The sequence below is a fragment of the Olsenella phocaeensis genome, from assembly GCF_048189965.1.
GTDB classification, from domain to species: domain Bacteria; phylum Actinomycetota; class Coriobacteriia; order Coriobacteriales; family Atopobiaceae; genus Olsenella_I; species Olsenella_I phocaeensis.
The window spans coordinates 52831-70288 of the sequence record NZ_DBEZHV010000005.1; the positions used below are offsets into that span (position 1 = coordinate 52831).

General features: G+C 68.2%; 15 protein-coding genes. All 15 read right to left on the bottom strand.

Translation table 11 applies throughout. The features are described from left to right. Nucleotides 1–9 precede the first annotated feature (9 nt). Nucleotides 10–687 (bottom strand): aspartate/glutamate racemase family protein, encoded by a 678-nt coding sequence (locus ACMPH2_RS01790; RefSeq protein ID WP_417118461.1) that lies wholly within the window; start codon nt 685–687, stop codon nt 10–12. A 26-nt stretch (nt 688–713) separates the two neighbouring features. After that, nucleotides 714–1508 (bottom strand): ABC transporter ATP-binding protein, encoded by a 795-nt coding sequence (locus ACMPH2_RS01795; protein WP_062531320.1) that lies wholly within the window; start codon nt 1506–1508, stop codon nt 714–716. Next, nucleotides 1508–2425: an ABC transporter permease gene (locus ACMPH2_RS01800; protein WP_062531321.1), complete on the bottom strand. Its 918-nt coding sequence runs from the start codon at nt 2423–2425 to the stop codon at nt 1508–1510. Before ACMPH2_RS01800 ends, ACMPH2_RS01795 begins: the two co-directional genes overlap by 1 nt. A 97-nt stretch (nt 2426–2522) precedes the next feature. Continuing rightward, complete coding sequence (locus ACMPH2_RS01805) at nt 2523–3488, bottom strand: ABC transporter substrate-binding protein (RefSeq protein ID WP_417118462.1); 966 nt, start codon at nt 3486–3488, stop codon at nt 2523–2525. Nucleotides 3489–3633: 145 nt separating this feature from the next. Then, nucleotides 3634–4623: an inorganic phosphate transporter gene (locus ACMPH2_RS01810; RefSeq protein ID WP_417118463.1), complete on the bottom strand. Its 990-nt coding sequence runs from the start codon at nt 4621–4623 to the stop codon at nt 3634–3636. Then, entirely contained in the window at nt 4616–5230 is a 615-nt protein-coding gene (locus ACMPH2_RS01815) for a DUF47 domain-containing protein (RefSeq protein WP_417118464.1), read from the bottom strand. The genes ACMPH2_RS01810 and ACMPH2_RS01815 overlap by 8 nt, the downstream gene beginning before the upstream one ends. Nucleotides 5231–5380: 150 nt before the next feature. Further along, complete coding sequence (locus ACMPH2_RS01820; protein WP_417118465.1) at nt 5381–8068, bottom strand: valine--tRNA ligase; 2688 nt, start codon at nt 8066–8068, stop codon at nt 5381–5383. Nucleotides 8069–8255: 187 nt separating this feature from the next. Further along, entirely contained in the window at nt 8256–9377 is a 1122-nt protein-coding gene (locus ACMPH2_RS01825; protein WP_072499527.1) for a M24 family metallopeptidase, read from the bottom strand. A gap of 72 nt (nt 9378–9449) precedes the next feature. Further along, the gene (locus ACMPH2_RS01830) at nt 9450–10562 is read right to left on the bottom strand and encodes a 3-dehydroquinate synthase (protein WP_417118466.1); all 1113 of its coding nucleotides are present in this window, start codon (nt 10560–10562) and stop codon (nt 9450–9452) included. After that, nucleotides 10559–11104, bottom strand: coding sequence for a shikimate kinase (locus ACMPH2_RS01835; protein ID WP_072499525.1), 546 nt, complete (start codon nt 11102–11104; stop codon nt 10559–10561). The genes ACMPH2_RS01830 and ACMPH2_RS01835 overlap by 4 nt, the downstream gene beginning before the upstream one ends. Before the next feature lie 57 nt (nt 11105–11161). Further along, nucleotides 11162–11668, bottom strand: coding sequence for a YqeG family HAD IIIA-type phosphatase (locus ACMPH2_RS01840; RefSeq protein WP_314638483.1), 507 nt, complete (start codon nt 11666–11668; stop codon nt 11162–11164). Continuing rightward, entirely contained in the window at nt 11658–12920 is a 1263-nt protein-coding gene (mltG, locus tag ACMPH2_RS01845) for an endolytic transglycosylase MltG (RefSeq protein WP_314638484.1), read from the bottom strand. Before mltG ends, ACMPH2_RS01840 begins: the two co-directional genes overlap by 11 nt. 7 nt (nt 12921–12927) lie before the next feature. After that, nucleotides 12928–13341, bottom strand: coding sequence for a Holliday junction resolvase RuvX (gene ruvX, locus ACMPH2_RS01850; protein ID WP_009279065.1), 414 nt, complete (start codon nt 13339–13341; stop codon nt 12928–12930). A gap of 4 nt (nt 13342–13345) precedes the next feature. Further along, complete coding sequence (gene alaS / locus ACMPH2_RS01855; protein WP_417118467.1) at nt 13346–15997, bottom strand: alanine--tRNA ligase; 2652 nt, start codon at nt 15995–15997, stop codon at nt 13346–13348. Between the two features lie 97 nt (nt 15998–16094). Beyond that, entirely contained in the window at nt 16095–17450 is a 1356-nt protein-coding gene (locus tag ACMPH2_RS01860; RefSeq protein WP_009279063.1) for an AI-2E family transporter, read from the bottom strand. Nucleotides 17451–17458 lie beyond the last annotated feature (8 nt).

A 17458-nucleotide genomic window follows, 5' to 3' on the forward strand; every position in this document is an offset into this window, starting at 1 on the left:
GCGCACGCGCTACCTGGCTCTAGCCTCGTCCACGAGCTCCTGGGCCTGAGCCCCCAGGGCGTCGGCCACCGGGAGCGCAAGCTCTCGACCCCGCGTGAGCGCGAGGAGCTCCGGCGCGGCCATCACGATGGCCTGGGCGCCATGCTCGACCGCCTCGCCCACGAGCTCGTCAAAACGTGCCAGGTCGTCCGCTGAGGGTTCCTCTCCCCCGGACACGCGCCCGATCACGGCGTCGACCCACTCCTTGTCCTCGTCGTTGGGCGTAAACACCGGAACGTGGCTCGCCGCGATGGGCGACTTGAAGAACTTCTCGCGCATGGTGGTGGACGTGCCAAGGAGAAGTACGCGCACATACCGCGCTGCGACGATTCTCCTCCAGCTGGCCTCGACCACGCTCAGCAGCCGCACGCTGGTCGTACCCCGCAACTCGCGGAGGACGAGGTGCGCGTCGGTCCCCACGATCGCGACGAGCTCGCAGCCACGACGCTCGAGCGACTCGACCGCAGGGGCGAGGAGCGCGACCAGGCCCTCCCTGTCGCCCTCGCCGGCGAGGGCGTTCGTCAGAGCGGCATCCACGGACGAGCGCTCGACCTGCACGGCGGTCTCGCCCAGCTCCTCCCCGAGCACGTCCGTGAAGTGGCGCATGCCCGCCTCGCCCGTCGCCAGAACGATGCCCATCTTCCTCATGAGACCCCCCGTCCGCCGGCGCGCGGCTAGCTCAGGAGCATGCGGTCGTTGGCGAGCTCGCCGCCGCTTGCCTCCTCGAACTTGAGGAGCAGGTCGTGGACCTTGAGCGCGCGCTTCTCCTCGCCGCTCACGTCGTAGATCACGTGGCCCTCGTGCATCATGATCAGGCGGCTGCCCAGGCGGATGGCGTCGTTCATGTTGTGCGTGATCATGAGGGTGGTGAGGGAGTCCCTCTCGACGACCTGGGCCGTGAGCTCAAGGACCTTCTTGGCGGTCTTGGGGTCCAGTGCCGCCGTGTGCTCGTCCAAAAGCAGGAGCTTGGGCTTCTTGAGCGTGGCCATGAGCAAGGTGAGCGCCTGGCGCTGCCCGCCCGAGAGCAGGCCGACCTTGGAGCTCAGGCGGTCCTCGAGGCCCAGGTCGAGCGAGGCCAGTCGCTCCGCGTACTCAGCGCGCTCGGCCTTCCCGATGCCCCAGGACAGTCCCCTGCCCTCGCCGCGGCGGCGGGCCAGAGCCAGGTTCTCGTCGATCTGCATGTCGGCCGCGGTGCCGCGCATGGGGTCCTGGAAGACGCGCCCCAGGTAGCGGGCGCGCTGGTGCTCGGAGAGCAGGCTCACGTCGGCCCCGTCGATCTGTATGACGCCCGAGTCGGGCGGGAAGACGCCGGCTATGGCGTTGAGCAGGGTCGACTTGCCCGCCCCGTTTCCGCCGATCACGGTGACGAAGTCGCCGGGCTCGAGGTGGAGATCCACGCCGACGAGGGCGGGCTTCTCGTTGACGGTGCCCTTGTTGAAGGTCTTGCTGACGTTGGTGAGGCGCAGCATCAGCGCTCGCCTCCCTTCGAGTAGGAGCGCCTCTGCCGCTGGCGCTCGACGACGGTGGGTACCACCAGGGCAAGGGCGACGATCACGGCCGAGAGGAGCTTCATGTCGTTGGCGTCGAGGCCCATCTGGAGCACGATGGCCCTGATGAGGAAGTAGACGACGGAGCCCACGACCGCCGAGGTGAGGCGGCTGCCGAAGGCCTGGAGCTTGCCGGGGGTGAGCCGGCCCAGGACCTCGCCGATGACGATGGCGGCGAGTCCGATCACGATGGCGCCCGTGCCCATGCCGATGTCAGCGTACTTCTGGCTCTGGCAGATGAGGGCGCCCGAGAGGCCCACCAGGCCGTTGGAGAGGGCAAGCGCTATGAGCTTGGTGACGCGCACGTCGATGCCCAGGGCGCGGCACATGTCCTCGTTGTTGCCCGTGGCGCGCAGGGCGGAGCCAATCTCGGTGCCGAAGAACCAGTACATGGCCGCCACCAGAGCCGCTGCCACCACGAGCCCCACGACCATGGCCGAGGTGGCCTGGTTGAGGCCCGTCAGCGCGGAGATGCGCGTGAAGACGGTGTCCACGTTGAGGAGCGGGGTGTTCGACTTGCCCATGACGCGCAGGTTGACCGACCAGAGGGCGATCTGGGTCAGGATCCCGGCCAGGATGGCGGGGATGTCGAACACAGTGTGGAGAAGCCCCGTCACCAGGCCCGCGACCACGCCGGCAAGCATGCCCAGTAGGATTGCGACCAGCGGGTCGAGCCCCAGCGAGACGGAGGCGACCGCCGCGACGCAGCCGCCCAGGGCGAAGCTGCCGTCGACCGTCAGGTCGGCGATGTCGAGCATCTTGTAGGTGACGAAGAGTCCGAGCACCATGACGCCCCAGAGGATTCCCTGAGAGACGGCACCCGTTAGAGCTGGCAGCATGCTACCCCCAAACCTGCGATGTGCCCCGGGTCGCCCCGGGGCACACGACGAACGTCAGAAACTGTCGTCCCATCCCGGGACGAGACGCGACCCGCGCCTAGGCGCCCAGCACGGAGAGGTCGACCCCGATGGCGTCGGCCGTGGCCTGGTTGGTCGCAAGGGTGCAGTCCTCCGCAGCGAGGTACTCGATGGGCATCTCGGCAGGCTTGGCCTCGCCCTTCAGGACCTTGACGGCCATCTGGCCAGCCTTGTAGCCCAGCTGGTCGTAGTTGATGCCATAGGTGGCAAGGCCGCCGTTGTCGACCATGCCCTGCTCGCCCACGATGACCGGGAGCTTGTGCTCGATCGCCACCATCGAGACCGTGGACATGCCTGCGGCGATCGTGTTGTCGGTCGGCGCGTAGGCGACGTCCACCTTGCCCACCATCGACTCGACGACCTGCTGGATCTCGTTGGAGCTCGAGACCGAGAAGCGGACGGCCTCTAGGCCACGGGCGGAGGCGGCAGCCTCGGCGAGCGCGACCTGGACGTCGGAGTTCGACTCGGCGGTGCAGTAGAGCAGGCCGACCTTCTTCGCGGAGGGGATGAGCCTGACCAGAAGGTCGAACTGGTCCTCGACCGGCGTGAGGTCGGAGCTGCCCGTTACGTTGCCGCCCGGGGCGTCGTTGGAGGCGACGAGACCGGAGGCCGCGAAGTCAGTGATGGCCGTACCGATGACGGGAATCTGGTCGGTGGCGCCTGCGACCGCCTGCGCGGCCGGCGTGCCGATGGCGAGGATGAGGTCGTCCCCGTCGTTGACCAGCTTGGAGGCGATGGTCTGGCAGGCCGACTGGTCGTTCTGGGCGTTCTGCTGGTCGATCGTGTAGCTCAGTCCGGACTCGTCGAGCGCGCGGACGAAGCCGGCGTTCGCGGCGTCGAGGGCGGCGTGCTCGGTGAGCTGCAGCACGCCGATCTTGTAGCCCCCCTTGGAGCCCGTGCCGACGTTTCCGCAGGCAGCAAGTGCAAAGGAGGAGCATCCTCCCAGTGCCACGGCGAGAAAGGACCTTCTGCTGAGGCTGTTCATGGCAATCCCCTCTCTGAATGCACCGCAGGATGCGGCAGGCGTCTCGATGCTGTTGGTTATATCAGTTGGGCGGGCGCCGATGGTTTCCTGCGTATTAAGTTATTTATGGGAAGGCTCGGGATGCCGTGCAATTCGCCCGAGAGCCCTAGAAGCGCTCCGCCACGAGGGCGAAGAGGGCGCCCAGGCACATGGTAGCCGGAAGGGTCACGACCCAGGCGGTCACGATGCTGCCGGCGACCCCCCAGCGCACGTTCTTGATGCCCTTGGCACTGCCCGCACCCATGATCGAGGTGGTGAGCACCTGCGTGGTGGAGACGGGTGCGCCCAGGGCGGTCATCGCCTCGATGGCGATGGCGGACGCCGTCTGGCAGACGAAGCCGATGGCGGGCTCGAGCTTAGTGACGCCCTGGCCCACCGTCTTCATGATGCGCTGCCCGCCGATGGCGGTCCCCAGGGCCATCATCGCCGCGCAGAGCACCTTCACCCAGAGGGGCACGCCGGCCCCGGCATCGAGCATCCCCGCCGAGACAAGGGCGATGGTGATGATGCCCATGGTCTTCTGCGCGTCGTTGTTGCCGTGGCTGTAGGCCATGAACATCGACGAGGCGACCTGGGCCTTGTGGAAGAAGGAGTTCGCGTTATGGGCCGTGACGTCGGCAAAGGCCTCGAAGGCGAGGTTCATGAACACGAAGCCCAGGGCGAGGCCAATGAGCGGGGAGGTGAAGAGCGGGATCACGACCTTGTCGAGCACCCCCTCCCAGATGACGTCCTGGGGTCCCCCCGTGAAGACCATGGTCGCACCGATGAGGCTGCCTATGAGGGCGTGGCTCGAACTCGAGGGGATCGAGAACCACCAGGTGAAGAGGTCCCAGGCCACGGCGCCCAGCAGGGCGGCGAGGATGACGTGGAGGCCGAGCTGCACGCTCACCAGGCCCGTGGCTATGGTCATGGCGACCTTCTCGCTCGTGAGCGCCCCCACGAAGTTCATCGCGGCCGAGCTCAGGATGGCGACGCGCGGCGAGAGGGCACGGGTGTAGACCGTGGTCGCGATGGCGTTCGCGGTGTCATGGAAGCCGTTGATGAACTCGAAGGCGAACGCTATGACGAGCACGGCGACGAGCAGCGGGCTAGGCATTCTTCATTACCACGCTATGGGCGACGTTGGAGACGTGCTTGCAGTTGTCGAGCGCATCCTCCATCTTGTCGAGCAGGCTCTTCCACTTGAGAGTGTGAATCGGGTCGTCGTGGGCGGCGAACACGGCGCCGAGCGCCTCGCGGTAGACGACGTCGCCCTGGTCCTCGAGCTCGTTGATGCGGCGCATCTGCTGGGCCACCACGGGGTCCCTCTTGAACTTGTCGAAGTGGTCGAAGAGCGTCTGGAGCTCGCGGGCGGATGCGAGGGTGAGGTCCGCCATGTCCTTGGCGGGGGCGATCATCACGTTTACGTCGTAGATCGAGAAGCGCGCCGAGACCCCCTCCATGCCGTCCACGATGTCGTCCAGGAGGGTGATGAGCTGGAATACGTCGTCGCGGTCGAAGGGCGTGATGAAGGAGCGGTTGAGCTCGTCCATCGCCTGTCCGGTGAGCTCGTCGTGCCTGCTCTCGAACTCCTTCATCAGGGGGATGAGGGGCTTGGAGCTCGGCCACTCCCCCACGATCCTCACGAAGAGCTCCGCGGCTTCGACGATCATCTTCGACGACGCCCTGAAGTGGTCGTAGAAGACGGCTTCCTTGCGACTCACGCGGCTCATAGGCCCCTCTTCCAGGGCGCGTGCCCATCTCGTTTTTTGACGAACCGTTGAATTCTACACCCGTAGCAGAGTGCCCTGCCACCGCAGGGCGTCAGGGCACTCGAATCCGTCTGTGGCGGGCGGGGGCCGCGGGCGGCAGGCCTATGCGAAGTCGGCAATCTGGCTCCTGAGCTGCTCAACCGCCAGGTCGAGCTCCTCCTGCTGCTGGCGTTTCTTCTCGATGACCTCGGGTGCCGCCTTGGCCACGAAGCCCTCGTTTGAGAGGGTGCGAACGACGGACGCGAGGTCTTTCTCCGCCTTGGCAAGCTCCTTCTGGAGGCGCCTGGACTCTGCGGCGAGGTCCACGAGCTCGCCCACCACGACGAAGGCCTCGAGGCCGCCGTCGGCAACCGAGACGGAGCCCACCGGGCGCTCCTGCCCGGCGTCGAGCATGAGCTCGCTCACGCGGCCCACCTTGCGGATGAAGCCCTCCTGCGAGGAGAGGACCGCGAGCTCTGGTTCGCTGGCGCGCACCGCCACGGCAAGCTCGGCCTTGGGCGAGAGGCGGTAGCGGGCCCGGGTAGAGCGCACGACGGAGATGAGGCGCTTGGCGAGCTCGAAGTCGCCCTCGGCGCGCTCGTTGACGAAGCCCTCGAAGGCCTCGGGCTCGGGCCAGGCGGCCGTCATGAGGAACTCGCTCGAATGGTCGTCCAGGGCGGAGGCGGGAAGCATGTCCCACACGCTCTCGGTCACGAAGGGCATCACCGGGTGGAGCAGGCGCATGCTCACGTCGAGGACGAAGACCAGGTTGCGCTGGACCTGCAGGCGCTCCGCGGCGACACCGTCCAGGAGGCGGCCCTTGCAGAGCTCGATGTACCAGTCGCAGACCTCGTTCCAGAAGAAGGACTGGATGTCACGGGCGTAGTCGCCGAACTCGTAGGCCTCGAGCTGCGAGGTCGCCGTGCGCACGGCGCGAGCGAGGCGGCTGAGCATCCAGGCGTCCTCGGGGGTCTGCGCGAGCGCGGGGCCCGGCTCGTAGCCGTCGAGGTTCATCTGGACGAAGCGGCTCGCATTCCAGATCTTGGTCACGAACCCGCGCGCCTGCTCGGTCCGGGGGCTGTCTATGAGCGCCTTAGTCTTCTTGTCGATGTTCGCGTCGAACTTGACGTCCTGGTTGTTGGTGATGAGCGTCAGCAGGTTGAAGCGCATGGCGTCGGCGCCGTACTTCTCCATGAGCTCCATGGGGTTGACGCCGTTGCCCTTGGACTTGGACATGCGGCTGCCGTCCTTGGCCAGGATCGTCGCGTAGATGTACACGTCGTGGAAGGGCACCTCTCCCGTGAAGTAGAGGGAGCTCATGACCATGCGCGCCACCCAGAGGGCGATGATGTCACGCGCGGTGACCAGCACCTTGGTGGGGTGGTGCCCCTCCATCTGCTCCGGGTGGTCGGGCCAGCCCTGCGTGGCGAAGGTCCAGAGCTGCGAGCTGAACCAGGTGTCGAGCACGTCCTCGTCCTGGTGCACGTGGTGGCCGCCGCAGTGGGGGCACACGTCCACGTCCTCCATGAGGGCGTCCTGCCAGCCGCAGTCGTCGCAGTAGAAGACGGGGATGCGGTGGCCCCACCAGAGCTGGCGGCTGATGCACCAGTCCTTGAGGTTCTCCATCCAGGTGAGGTAGGTCTGGGTCCAGCGGTCAGGGTGGAACGTGACCTCGCCGTCCCTCACGACCTCGCAGGCACGCTCCTTGAGCTTGTCCACGGCCACGAACCACTGCTCGCTGAGCCAAGGCTCGAGGGCGGTGCCGCAGCGGTAGCAGTGCATGACGGAGTGGTCCAGCTCCTCGACGTGGTCGAGCAGCCCATGCTCCTCGAACCAGGCCACGATGGCCTTGCGGCACTCGTCGCGGTCCATGCCGCTGAACTCGCCGTAGCCCTCCACCACGTGCGCGGTCTCGTCGAAGATGTTGATCTGCTCGAGGCCGTGGGCCTGGCCCATGGCGTAGTCGTTGGGGTCATGCGCGGGGGTCACCTTGACAAATCCGGTGCCGAAGCCGGCGTCGACGTGCCAGTCCGAGAAGATGGGGATCTCGCGGTCCATGATGGGCAGGATGACCGTCTTGCCCACGAGCCCCGCCTTCTTGGGGTCGGATGGGCTCACGGCGATGCCGGTGTCGCCCAGCATGGTCTCGGGACGGGTGGTGGCCACGGTCACGTACTCGACGCCGTCCACGGGCTCCGCCAGGGGGTAGCGCAGGTACCAGAGGTGACCCTTCTCGTCCTGGTACTCCGCCTCGTCGTCCGAGATCGCGGTGCGGCAGCTGGGGCACCAGTTGACGATGCGCTTGCCGCGGTAGATCAGCCCGTCGTGGTACCAGTCGACGAAGACCTTGCGCACGGCCTTCGAGAACTCGGGACTCATGGTGAACTTCTCGTCGTCGAAGTCGATCGAGCAGCCCATGCGGCGAATCTGGCTCACGATGGTCCCGCCGTACTCGTGCGTCCAGTCCCAGCAGGCGTCGAGGAACCTCTCGCGTCCGATCTCGAGGCGAGAGACGCCCTCGGACTTGAGCTTCTTGTCCACCTTGGTCTGCGTGGCGATGCCGGCATGGTCAGTTCCCAGGATCCAGCGGGTGGAGCGGCCCCTCATGCGGTTGTAGCGCACGAACGCGTCCTGGATGGCGTCGTCCATGGCGTGCCCCATGTGCAGGATGCCCGTGACGTTGGGGGGCGGGATCACGACGGTGCAGTCTCCCACGCCCTTGCTGCGCTGGTAGCAGCCTGCAGAGACCCAGCGGTCGATGAGAGCGGGCTCGCTGGCCTGGGGGTCGTAGGTCTTGGGCATCTCTTCCACAGGTACTTCCTCTCGTCTGGCCCGGGGCACGCGTTGGCACTCGTGTCTTGAGCGCGCGCGACCTTCGGGCTGGTCAGGTCTGCGCGAGGGGCCATGCCCTCGCGGCTAGCAAAGAAGAATAGCACGCAGCGGGTGGGGCCTCCCCTGCCGGATCGACCCGCCGCGCGTCAGGTTGCCCTGTCGTGCGCTACCCCACCACGCGGAGCTCGTGGCCGGACTTGGTGAAGGGATGGTAGCCGTCCTCCCCCATGATGCCGAAGTCCTCGAGGCGCACTCCGAAGCGACCGGGCAGGTAGATGCCCGGCTCGATGGTTATCACGGAGCCGACGGGGACGGGCTTGTCGTAGAGCCTGCCGAAGCTGGGCTGCTCGTGGATCTCGAGCCCCACGCCGTGGCCCAGGCCATGCTTGAAGTAGTCGCCGTAGCCGGCGTCGGTGATGACCTCGACGGCCAAGTTGTGGATGTCGCTGCCGATGCAGCCGGGCCTTGCCTCGCGGGCGCAGGTCTCGTGGGCGAGACGAACCACGTCGTAGACCCGGCGCTGCTCCTCCCCCGGTTCGCCCACGCACACGGTGCGCGTCATGTCGGAGTGGTAGTCGTGGTAGCCGGCACCGTAGTCCATGACGACCATGTCGCCCTCCCGGACCACGTACTCGCCCGGCTGGGCGTGCGGGTTGGCGCCGTTGGGCCCCGCGGCGACGATGGTGTCAAACGAGAGCGCGTCCGCACCATGCGTGAGCATGTAGTTCTCGAGCTCGACCTTGATCTCCTGCTCGGTCACGCCCGCCTTGACGAAGCCGCAGATGTGCTCGAAGGCCGCATCGGTGATGCGCTGGGCGTGGCGCATGAGCTCGACCTCCTCGGCGTCTTTCACGATGCGCAGGCCGACGATGTCGCCGTGCATGCGCGGGACGAGGCAGGCGGTCGACTGCTTGGCGCAGGCAACGTTGAAGGCGTCGAAGAAGGCGAGGCTGCAGCTGTCCTCGATGGCCACGACGCGGGCGTGCGCCATCGAGACAACGCGCGCCGCCCACTCCGCGGGGTCGACGAGCTCCATGTCGATCTGCCAGGGTGTGTCGGCGCCCAGGCGCTCCTGGAAGGTGTTGAAGTAGCGGGAGTCGGTATGGAGCCAGAGCCCGTCGGCCGTGACGACGGCCGTGTGCGCCACCTCGCCGTCGAAGGTGCGCTCGGCACCCGTGAGCCAGCGCAGGTCGGGGTTGTTCCTCAGGATCGCGGCGTCGTAGCCACGCTCCCCCATGAGCGCGCGGAAGCGCTCGACGCGTCCCGCGCAGGCCTTTGCGTCTGCCATGTTCTGTTCCTCTCTGGCCATCCTCTGCCGCGTGGGTGCGGGGTCCTGCCCCGCGTCGGCAGTTCGATCCTTCTATTCCTCGGGCAGGTGGGCGTCGCACCAGGCGGCGGCATGCTCGGCGAGCAGGTCCTCGTCGACGGAGGAGAGCCTCACGCGCCCCACGGCCTGGGGCAGCGCCAGGAGGAAGCGGTTGCTGCGCGCGAAGCGCTCCCTCCTCAGGGCCTCCACCATGGCCCCCGGCTCGAGCTCGCACTCTATGGGCTCGACGCCCAGGCGCTCGAGCAGCTCGTCCTGCACCAGCACGTCGTCCACGTCGAGCTTGCCCTCGCCGGCCGAGATGCGGGCGGAGAAGCGAAGGGCCTCCCCCAGGAGCTCCGCCTCGGATGCCGCGGGGACCAGCGGGCGCAGGGCGCGCACGAAGTCCTGCCCATAGAAGAGCGACTGTCGCACGGCGACGGCCGTCGAGGAGGCGAGCTTACCGCGGGCCTTGAGCAGGGCCATGGCTTGGTCGAGGAGGACGTCCTCGTCGCCCTCCATGATCTGGGGCGTGGCGTCCCAGAGGTGCTCGAGCGTCGGCCTCGAGTCCGCGACGGCCGTGGCGACCATCAGCGCGAGCGAGAGGCGCGTGGCCTCCGAGTCGAGCGAGAGGTCCATCACGAGGGGATCGCAGAAGAGGTAGCGGATGCCCAGCCTGAAGCTGGCGACCTCCTCCCTGCCGTCCACGTCGAGCGCGCGGGGCGAGGCAGGCACCAGGAGCATGCCCGCGAGGTCGAGCGCCACGGCGGCCAGGGGGACCCCGCCGCACCAGACCGAGCAGGCCGCCTGGGCGAGCGAGAGCTCGTCGGCATCCCCCAGGGCGAGCACGAGGTCGTCCGAGGTGACTCCCGCCCTGCCCAGCGCCGCCATGAGCTCGCAGAGGGCTCCGACGTCACGGGCCGACCCGCCCGAGGGGGCGTCCACGCGCGCGGCCCTGAATCCGGCGTCGGTGACCTGCCTGCGCAGACGCTCGACCAGCCCCTCGTCGGAGCCCGCCGGGACCACGATGGCGCAGACCTCGGGCCTTCCGGCCACCGTCTTGAGGACGGACCCCAGCCCCTCGACGAGGTCGCGGCCCACGCGCACGTCGCAGGAGCCCCCGGGCACCGAGACCCACTGTCTGACCAGCTCGGGCACCTCTTCGCTCATAGCAGACCCTTCTCCCAGAGCAGCTGGGCCGCATCGGCACAGACCTGCTCGAACGTCCTGTTCCTGATGTCTATCGTGTAGTCGGAGGTCGCCTCGTAGAGGGGCCGCCTCCGGACGTGGAGGCTCCTGGCGCAGTCCACCGTGGCGAAGTCGGGCCTGAGCTCGGGATGCCTGAGCTGGCGAAGGGAGTCCTCGACGTCCCCGTCGAGGTAGACCACCGTGCCCATGCGGTGCATGAGCTCGCAGCTCTCCCGCCCCTCCACGATGCCGCCCCCGCAGCTCACGAGCAGGGACTTGCGCGAGAGGAGGCCCCTGAGGACCTTCGCCTCGTCGCGTCGAAACGCCTCCTCGCCCTCCCGCTCAAAGATCTGGCAGACGCTGAGGCCGCGCATGCGCTCGACCATGCGGTCGGTGTCCACGTAGTCACGACGGAAGAGCCCACCCAGGTTGCGCGCCAAGGTGGACTTGCCCGCTCCGTGAAAGCCCACGAAGAAGATGTGGTCGCAGCCCTCGTGGACCACGTACCCGCCAGCCGATGCCATAGAGCCTCTCGAGAGGAAAGATGTCTTTCGTGACGATTCTAGCATCCGAGTCCCGGGCTATTCCCCCCTGAACCGGCGGTCTCCCAGCACGACGCGCTCCGCGACGCGCAGGAGCTGCGTGTACCAGAGGTCCTGGGTGGACTGGGGCCGGACCAGCACGGTGCGCACGCCCGCGAGGTTCCCCGCCACGACGTCGGTGAACACCTGGTCGCCCACGAGCACGGCCTGCTCGGCGGGGACGCCCACCTTGCGCAGCGCGGCATGGACGGCGAAGGGCAGGGGCTTCATGGCGTGATGCACGACCTCGCAGCCCAGCTCGCGGGCCGAGCGCTCGACCTCGGCGGAATGGAAGTTGTTCGAGACGACGCAGGTCGCCATTCCCGCCTCCCGCACCCGCCCGAGCCAGTCGAGGACCTGCGGGGGCGCGACCTTCGCGTCGCGGGGCACGCAGGTGTTGTCACGGTCCAGGAGCACGCAGCGCACCCCCTCGGAGGCGAGGCGCCCGACGTCGACGAGGTCAACGGAGGCGACGTAGGCCGTTGCCTCGAAGGGACTACGAGGCATTGGAGATCGCCTGCAGGTGCTGGTCGTAGGTCTCGGAGAAGACGTGCTCGCTCTGGGTGATCCAGAAGTAGAGGTAGTTGGTGCTGGGCGGGTCCATCGCGGCCTGGATGGAGGCAAGGCTGGGCGAGCAGATGGGAGTCGGGGTCAGTCCCGCGTTGAGGTAGGTGTTGTAGGGGCTCTGGGTCTTGAGGTCGTCGGCGCTCACGGCACCGCCCGTCACGTAGCCCATCGTGGCATCGCTCTGCAGGGCCATGCCCTCCCTCATGCGGTTGTACATCACGGACGAGATGTTGCTGCGGTCCTCGTCGTTCAGGGCCTCCTTCTCGATGATGGAGGCGAGGGTGAGGATGCCGTAGTCGCTCATGTCGATGCCGTAGGTCTCCTTGATTCTCGCCTCCGCCGAGGCGAGGTCGAGGCTCGCGACCTCCTGCCCATATTGGTCGAGCATGGCGCGGATGACGGAGTCCGCCGTCGCAGGAGTGCCGCCGAAGTCGTAGGTCTTGGGGAAGAGGAAGCCCTCGAGCGAGTCGTTGGCGGCCCGTGCGAGGAAGGGGTAGTCGGCGACGTAGTTGGAGGCCTTTGCCTGGTTGAGGAAGTCCTCGGCCGACACGCCGATGCCGCTCGAGCCGACGGCCTCCGCCGTCTTCTGGAGGGTGAGGCCCTCGGCTATGGTCAGCTTGCCCGCCGCGGAGTTGGGCCCGCTCACGAGCTGCCTCACGACCTCGGACACGTTGGCGCCGGTGAAGAAGTCGTAGGAGCCGCTCTTCATGCTCGACTCCGCGCCCTGGGCCTGGACGGCCTTGAAGAACTCCCCGCTGTCGCTGATGACGCCGGCGTCGAGGAGGATCTGGGCTATCTGGCTGCCGCCCGAGCCCTCCGGGATGGTCACGGTGACCCTCTGCCCGGCGGCGACGGAACCGCCCGCCTTGCCCGAGGGCGAGAAGTGGCACCAGGCGAGGGTGCCCGCGCCCACGAGCAGGCCGCAGACCACCAGGAGCATGAAGGCGACCTTGGGCCAGCGACGGCGCGGGCCGCCGGGCCTCTCGCCACGGGCATGCGAGCCGGCGTTTCCGGCGGCTCGACGGGTCGCGCGGACGCTCCGCTGCGAGACCCCTCCCGCATAGCCCGCCCTGCGGTCGGGCGTGGAGGACCCGCGCGAGCGACGCGTGTCGCCGCCGCGGACGGGCCGGGAGCCGCGACTCGAGGGCTCGGGCGAGAAGTGCGATCCGTTGCGGGTCGGGTTGTCAGACATCAGGGACCTAATCTACTCGGGCGTCTAGCCAGGCCTGCAGGAACAGGGACGCCGCCACCATGTCGACGCGCCCGCGCATCGAGCGCTCGTCGTACCCCTGCTCACGAAGGATACGCTTGGCCTCCCTGGACGAGAGGCGCTCGTCGGCAAACTCCAGAGGAAGGCCGCAGGAAGCCGCGACCCCCCTCGCCTGCTCCATGACGCGCTCGGCCTGGGGACCCTCCTCGCCCGCAAGGGTGAGGGGGCGGCCGCACAGCAGGAGCTCGGGCTCGTAGTCCTCCAGGATGCGCCTGAAGCTGCGCGCGTTCTGGAGGACCTCCTGGGCCGGGAGCACCTTGACGGGAGAGGCGATGCTTCCGCTCGCGTCGCTCGCCGCGACGCCGATGCGCACCTCCCCTATGTCGAGGGCGAGGACCCGCATGCCGCTAGGCGCCCAGCATCTCTCGGACGGCCCTCAGCGCCGCGTCGATTCCGGAGGCGTCGGTGCCGCCTGCCTGGGCCATGTTGGGCCTTCCGCCACCGCGGCCACCCACCAGCTGCGAGGCCTCCTTGACCAATGCACCGGCGGAGAAGCCCAGGGCGACGGCGTCGTCGGTCGCTGCCGCGAGCAGGGCGACCTTGCCGTCTGGCGTGGCGGAGGCGATGACGCAGGCGGCCTTCTGCCCGCCCATGCCGTCGCGGATGGTGTCCCAGGCGCTGCGGAGCTCCTTGCCCGAGAGGCCCTCGACGCGGGCGATGGCGCAGCGGTAGCCGCCCAGGTCGACCGCGGAGGAGATAGCCTGCGCCAGCTGGTCGCTGGAGGCACCCACCTTGGCCGCGTCCAGGCTCTTGCGCGCCTCGCGGAGCTCCGCCTCCAGGGCCTCGACGCGCGCCTTGAGGTCGGACGGGCGGCACTTGAGCGACGCCGCGACGTCTTCCAGGAGCTGCAGGCGCTCGTCCACGTACTCTATGGCGCCGGCGGAGGTCACGGCCTCGAGCCTGCGGGCGTTGGACCCCACGGAGCTCTCGCTCACGATCTTGAAGAAGCCGAGGTCGGCGGTGTTGCGGGCGTGGGTGCCGCCGCAGAGCTCGCGGGAGAAGGGCCTCTCGGACTCGCCGGTCGAGACCACGCGCACGACGTCGCCGTACTTCTCGCCGAAGAGGGCGACTGCACCGGACGCCTTGGCCTCCTCGATGCCCATGATCCTGGTCACGATGGGCTCGGCGGCGAAAATCTGCGCGTTGACCAGCCCCTCGACGCGCTCGACCTCGTCCTTGGTCATGGCCTCGAAGTGCGTGAAGTCGAAGCGCAGGCGGTCGGGGGCGACGAGGGAGCCCGCCTGGCTCACGTGCTCGCCCAGGACCTGCTTGAGCGCGGCGTCCAGGAGGTGGGTCGCGGTGTGGTTGCGTCGGATGAGCTCGCGGCGGCCGTGGTCGACCACGGCACGGAGCTCGCGGCCCTGGGCCACCTCACCCGCGACGACCTCCGCCACATGCCCCACAAGACCACCCTCGTGGTGGCGTGTGTCAGTGACCTGCAGGCTCAGGCCCTTTGCCAGGAGCCTGCCGGTGTCGCCCACCTGGCCGCCCATCTCGGCGTAGAAGGGAGTGCGGTCGAGGACGACCTCGACCCTCTGCCCCAGGGTGGCGGAGGGGACCTCCTCGCCGTCGCGGACGAGGGCCAGCACCCGGGCGCCCTCGAGCTCGTCGCTGTCGTAGCCCACGAACTCGGTCTGGGCGATGCGGTCGGAGAGGGAGACCCACACGTTGTTGGCCTTGCCCCAGGCGTCGCGGTTGGCCGTGGCGCGGGCGCGCTCGCGCTGGGCCTCCATGGCGTTGTCGAAGGCGCCCATGTCGATGCCATGGCCGGAGTTGGCGCAGATCTCGCGCGTGAGGTCGATGGGGAAGCCATAGGTGTCATGCAGCTTGAAGGCCACGGCGCCCGAGAGGTCCTCCCCCTCGCCCAGGGACTCGAGCTCGGCCTTGAGCATGGTCTCGCCGGCGTCCAGGGTTGCGCCGAAGCGCTCCTCCTCGGCGTTCACGATGCCGTCGATGAGGGCGCCGTTCTCCACCAGCTGCGGGTACACGTCCGCCATGAGGCTCGTGACCTCGTGGACGTAGTTGGAGAGGAAGCGGCCCTGGATGCCCAGGAGGCGTCCGTGGTAGACGGCGCGGCGCAGCAGGCGGCGCAGGACGTAGCCGCGTCCCTCGTTGGAGGGCAGGATGCCGTCGCCGATCATGAACGAGACGGCGCGGCTGTGGTCCGCGACGATGCGCAGGCTCTTGTCCACGGAGCCGGACTCGTGATAGGTCACGCCTGCGAGCCGCTCGCCCACGCCGATGAGCGTGCGCAGCACGTCGCCCTCGTAGTTGGAGCCCTCGTGCTGCATGATCGCGGCGATGCGCTCCAGGCCCATGCCGGTGTCGATGTTGCGATGGGGCAGCTCAGGCATCGAGCCGTCCTCCTGGCGGTCGTACTGGGTGAAGACGAGGTTCCAGAACTCGAGGTAGCGGTCGCCGTCGTCGCCGGGCGCCTCTCCCTCGAAGTCGGGGCCCTGGTCGAAGTAGATCTCGGAGCAGGGACCGCAGGGACCGGTGGGGCCGGCGGCCCAGAAGTTGTCCTCCTCGCCCAGACGCGAGATGTGGTCATAGGCGACGCCCTGGGCGTGCCAGAGCTCGATCGCCTCGTCGTCGTCCTCGAAGACGGTCATGTAGAGGCGGTCCGCGGGAAGGCCGAGGTGCTCGGGGCTGGTGATGAACTCCCAGGCCCAGGCGATGGCATCGGCCTTGGTGTAGCCGCCGAACGAGAAGTTGCCCAGCATCTCGAAGAACGAGAGGTGGCGGGAGTCGCCGATGTTGTCGATGTCGTTCGTGCGCAGGCACTTCTGGCAGGAGGTGGCACCTATCTCCCTCATGGTCTTGGTGCCCTGGTAGTACTCCTTGAACTGGTTCATGCCGGCGTTGGCGAGGAGGAGCGAGGGGTCCTCGGGGACGAGCGAGGAGGACGGATAGAGCTTGCAGCCCTTCTCCTCGAAGAAGCGCAGGAAGTCGCTGCGAATCTGCGCGGTGGTCATGGTCTTGTAGTCAGAGCTGCTCATGCTTCTCCTTGTGGTCTTACTTGCGGCGGTGGCGCCGAGCCAACCCATATATCATACGTGGCGCGCCCTTCGAGCGCGGCTGGGAATTGCCACTCAGCTACTTCTCTTCATCGTCTGCGCCAGACCTGCCGCGCATGGCATGCCGCGCGACGTTTTGCACCCGCGCCCCCAGGCCGACCCCGGCCGCGTCCGGCCGGGGCTCGGGCCGCACCGCATGCAGGCCCTCGGGGCTCACCAGCCGCGTGCTCTCGAAGAAGCGGTCGTCGTCCAGGGCGTCGAAGGAGGGCTCGATGCGCCCCTCCTCGTCGCGGAAGGGGGTGCTCCTGAACAGCGCCCCGTCGTACGAGACGAGCTGCCGTCCGCTCTTGGACTCGAAGAAGTAGACGAAGACGCTGCGGGCGGCGGCCGTGAGGGGAATGGCGAGCGCCATGCCCAGCACGCCGCCCAAGGCGTTGCCTATCACGATGCCCAGAAGCGAGAGCGCCGGATGCACCTTGACCGACGACTGCATGACCAGGGGAGAAACCACGTTGTCCGTCAGGTTCTGCACCACCACCGACACGAGCAGGGCCTCGAGGGCGAGCACGGGGCTCACCGAGAGCGCGAGCAGCACGGCGAGGGCGGAGGCGATCCAAGGCCCCACCACGGGCACGAAGTGGAACACGCCCATCGCGATGGCCATGAGCCCCGCGTAGGGGTGTCCCATGAGCGCGTAGCCCACGAAGGCGAGGAGCCCGCCCACGAGCGAGGTGATGGTGACGCCCCTCATGTAGCCGCCCACGGACCGGCTCATCACGGCGAGGAGCACCGAGAGGTCCCTGCCGTGCGCGGGGCCGGCGATGACCATGAGCTCGCGCGCAATCCTTGGGTAGTCCTTCGCGAACCAGTAGCCCAGGACGAGGCCGAGGAAGAGGGTGAAAAGCCCTCCCACGGCAGAGACGGCGTTGCGCACGATGCCGCTGGAGAGCCGCTCCACCAGCTCGGAGGAGGTGTTGAGGCCCAGGTTGGATATGGCGGTCACGAACTGGTCGAGGCTCTGCTGGACCTCTACGGTCTTGTCGCTGCCAAAGGACTCCCAGAACCCGCCCATGGTCGCGCGCAGCTGCGAGACGTACACGGGCGTCCTCTGCAGGACCTCGAGCAGCTGGCTCATGAAGGGCGGTCCCAGCAGGACGAAGACGAGGGACGCGACGAGGAGCACGAGCAGGAGGGAGGCGAGCGCGGCGAGCGCGCGGCCCACTCCCCTCCCCTCGAGCCAGTTGGTGATGGGGCTGCAGACGAAGCCGACGACCACCCCCACGATGAGGAGCTCCACCGCGGGCCACACGATCACGAGCGCGCGGCTGGCCAGCCAGACGGCGAGCAGGCAGCCCACGGTCGCCCAGGCCCGCAGGGCGACCCTGCGGGCCCTTTCGTCGCTGGCGCCACGGTCGTGGGCGTCGGTCTGGGGCATGAGGGCTC

Excerpts from the sequence above, each read along its gene's own strand:
- alaS (WP_417118467.1), bottom strand. The coding sequence starts at position 15,997 with ATGAGCAGCTCTGACTACAAGACCATGACCACCGCGCAGATTCGCAGC.
- ACMPH2_RS01835 (WP_072499525.1), bottom strand. The coding sequence starts at position 11,104 with ATGGCATCGGCTGGCGGGTACGTGGTCCACGAGGGCTGCGACCACATC.
- ACMPH2_RS01825 (WP_072499527.1), bottom strand. The coding sequence starts at position 9,377 with ATGGCAGACGCAAAGGCCTGCGCGGGACGCGTCGAGCGCTTCCGCGCG.
- ACMPH2_RS01800 (WP_062531321.1), bottom strand. The coding sequence starts at position 2,425 with ATGCTGCCAGCTCTAACGGGTGCCGTCTCTCAGGGAATCCTCTGGGGC.
- ACMPH2_RS01795 (WP_062531320.1), bottom strand. The coding sequence starts at position 1,508 with ATGCTGCGCCTCACCAACGTCAGCAAGACCTTCAACAAGGGCACCGTC.
- ACMPH2_RS01840 (WP_314638483.1), bottom strand. The coding sequence starts at position 11,668 with ATGCCTCGTAGTCCCTTCGAGGCAACGGCCTACGTCGCCTCCGTTGAC.
- ruvX (WP_009279065.1), bottom strand. The coding sequence starts at position 13,341 with ATGCGGGTCCTCGCCCTCGACATAGGGGAGGTGCGCATCGGCGTCGCG.
- ACMPH2_RS01790 (WP_417118461.1), bottom strand. The coding sequence starts at position 687 with ATGAGGAAGATGGGCATCGTTCTGGCGACGGGCGAGGCGGGCATGCGC.
- ACMPH2_RS01830 (WP_417118466.1), bottom strand. The coding sequence starts at position 10,562 with ATGAGCGAAGAGGTGCCCGAGCTGGTCAGACAGTGGGTCTCGGTGCCC.
- mltG (WP_314638484.1), bottom strand. The coding sequence starts at position 12,920 with ATGTCTGACAACCCGACCCGCAACGGATCGCACTTCTCGCCCGAGCCC.
- ACMPH2_RS01805 (WP_417118462.1), bottom strand. The coding sequence starts at position 3,488 with ATGAACAGCCTCAGCAGAAGGTCCTTTCTCGCCGTGGCACTGGGAGGA.
- ACMPH2_RS01860 (WP_009279063.1), bottom strand. The coding sequence starts at position 17,450 with ATGCCCCAGACCGACGCCCACGACCGTGGCGCCAGCGACGAAAGGGCC.
- ACMPH2_RS01810 (WP_417118463.1), bottom strand. The coding sequence starts at position 4,623 with ATGCCTAGCCCGCTGCTCGTCGCCGTGCTCGTCATAGCGTTCGCCTTC.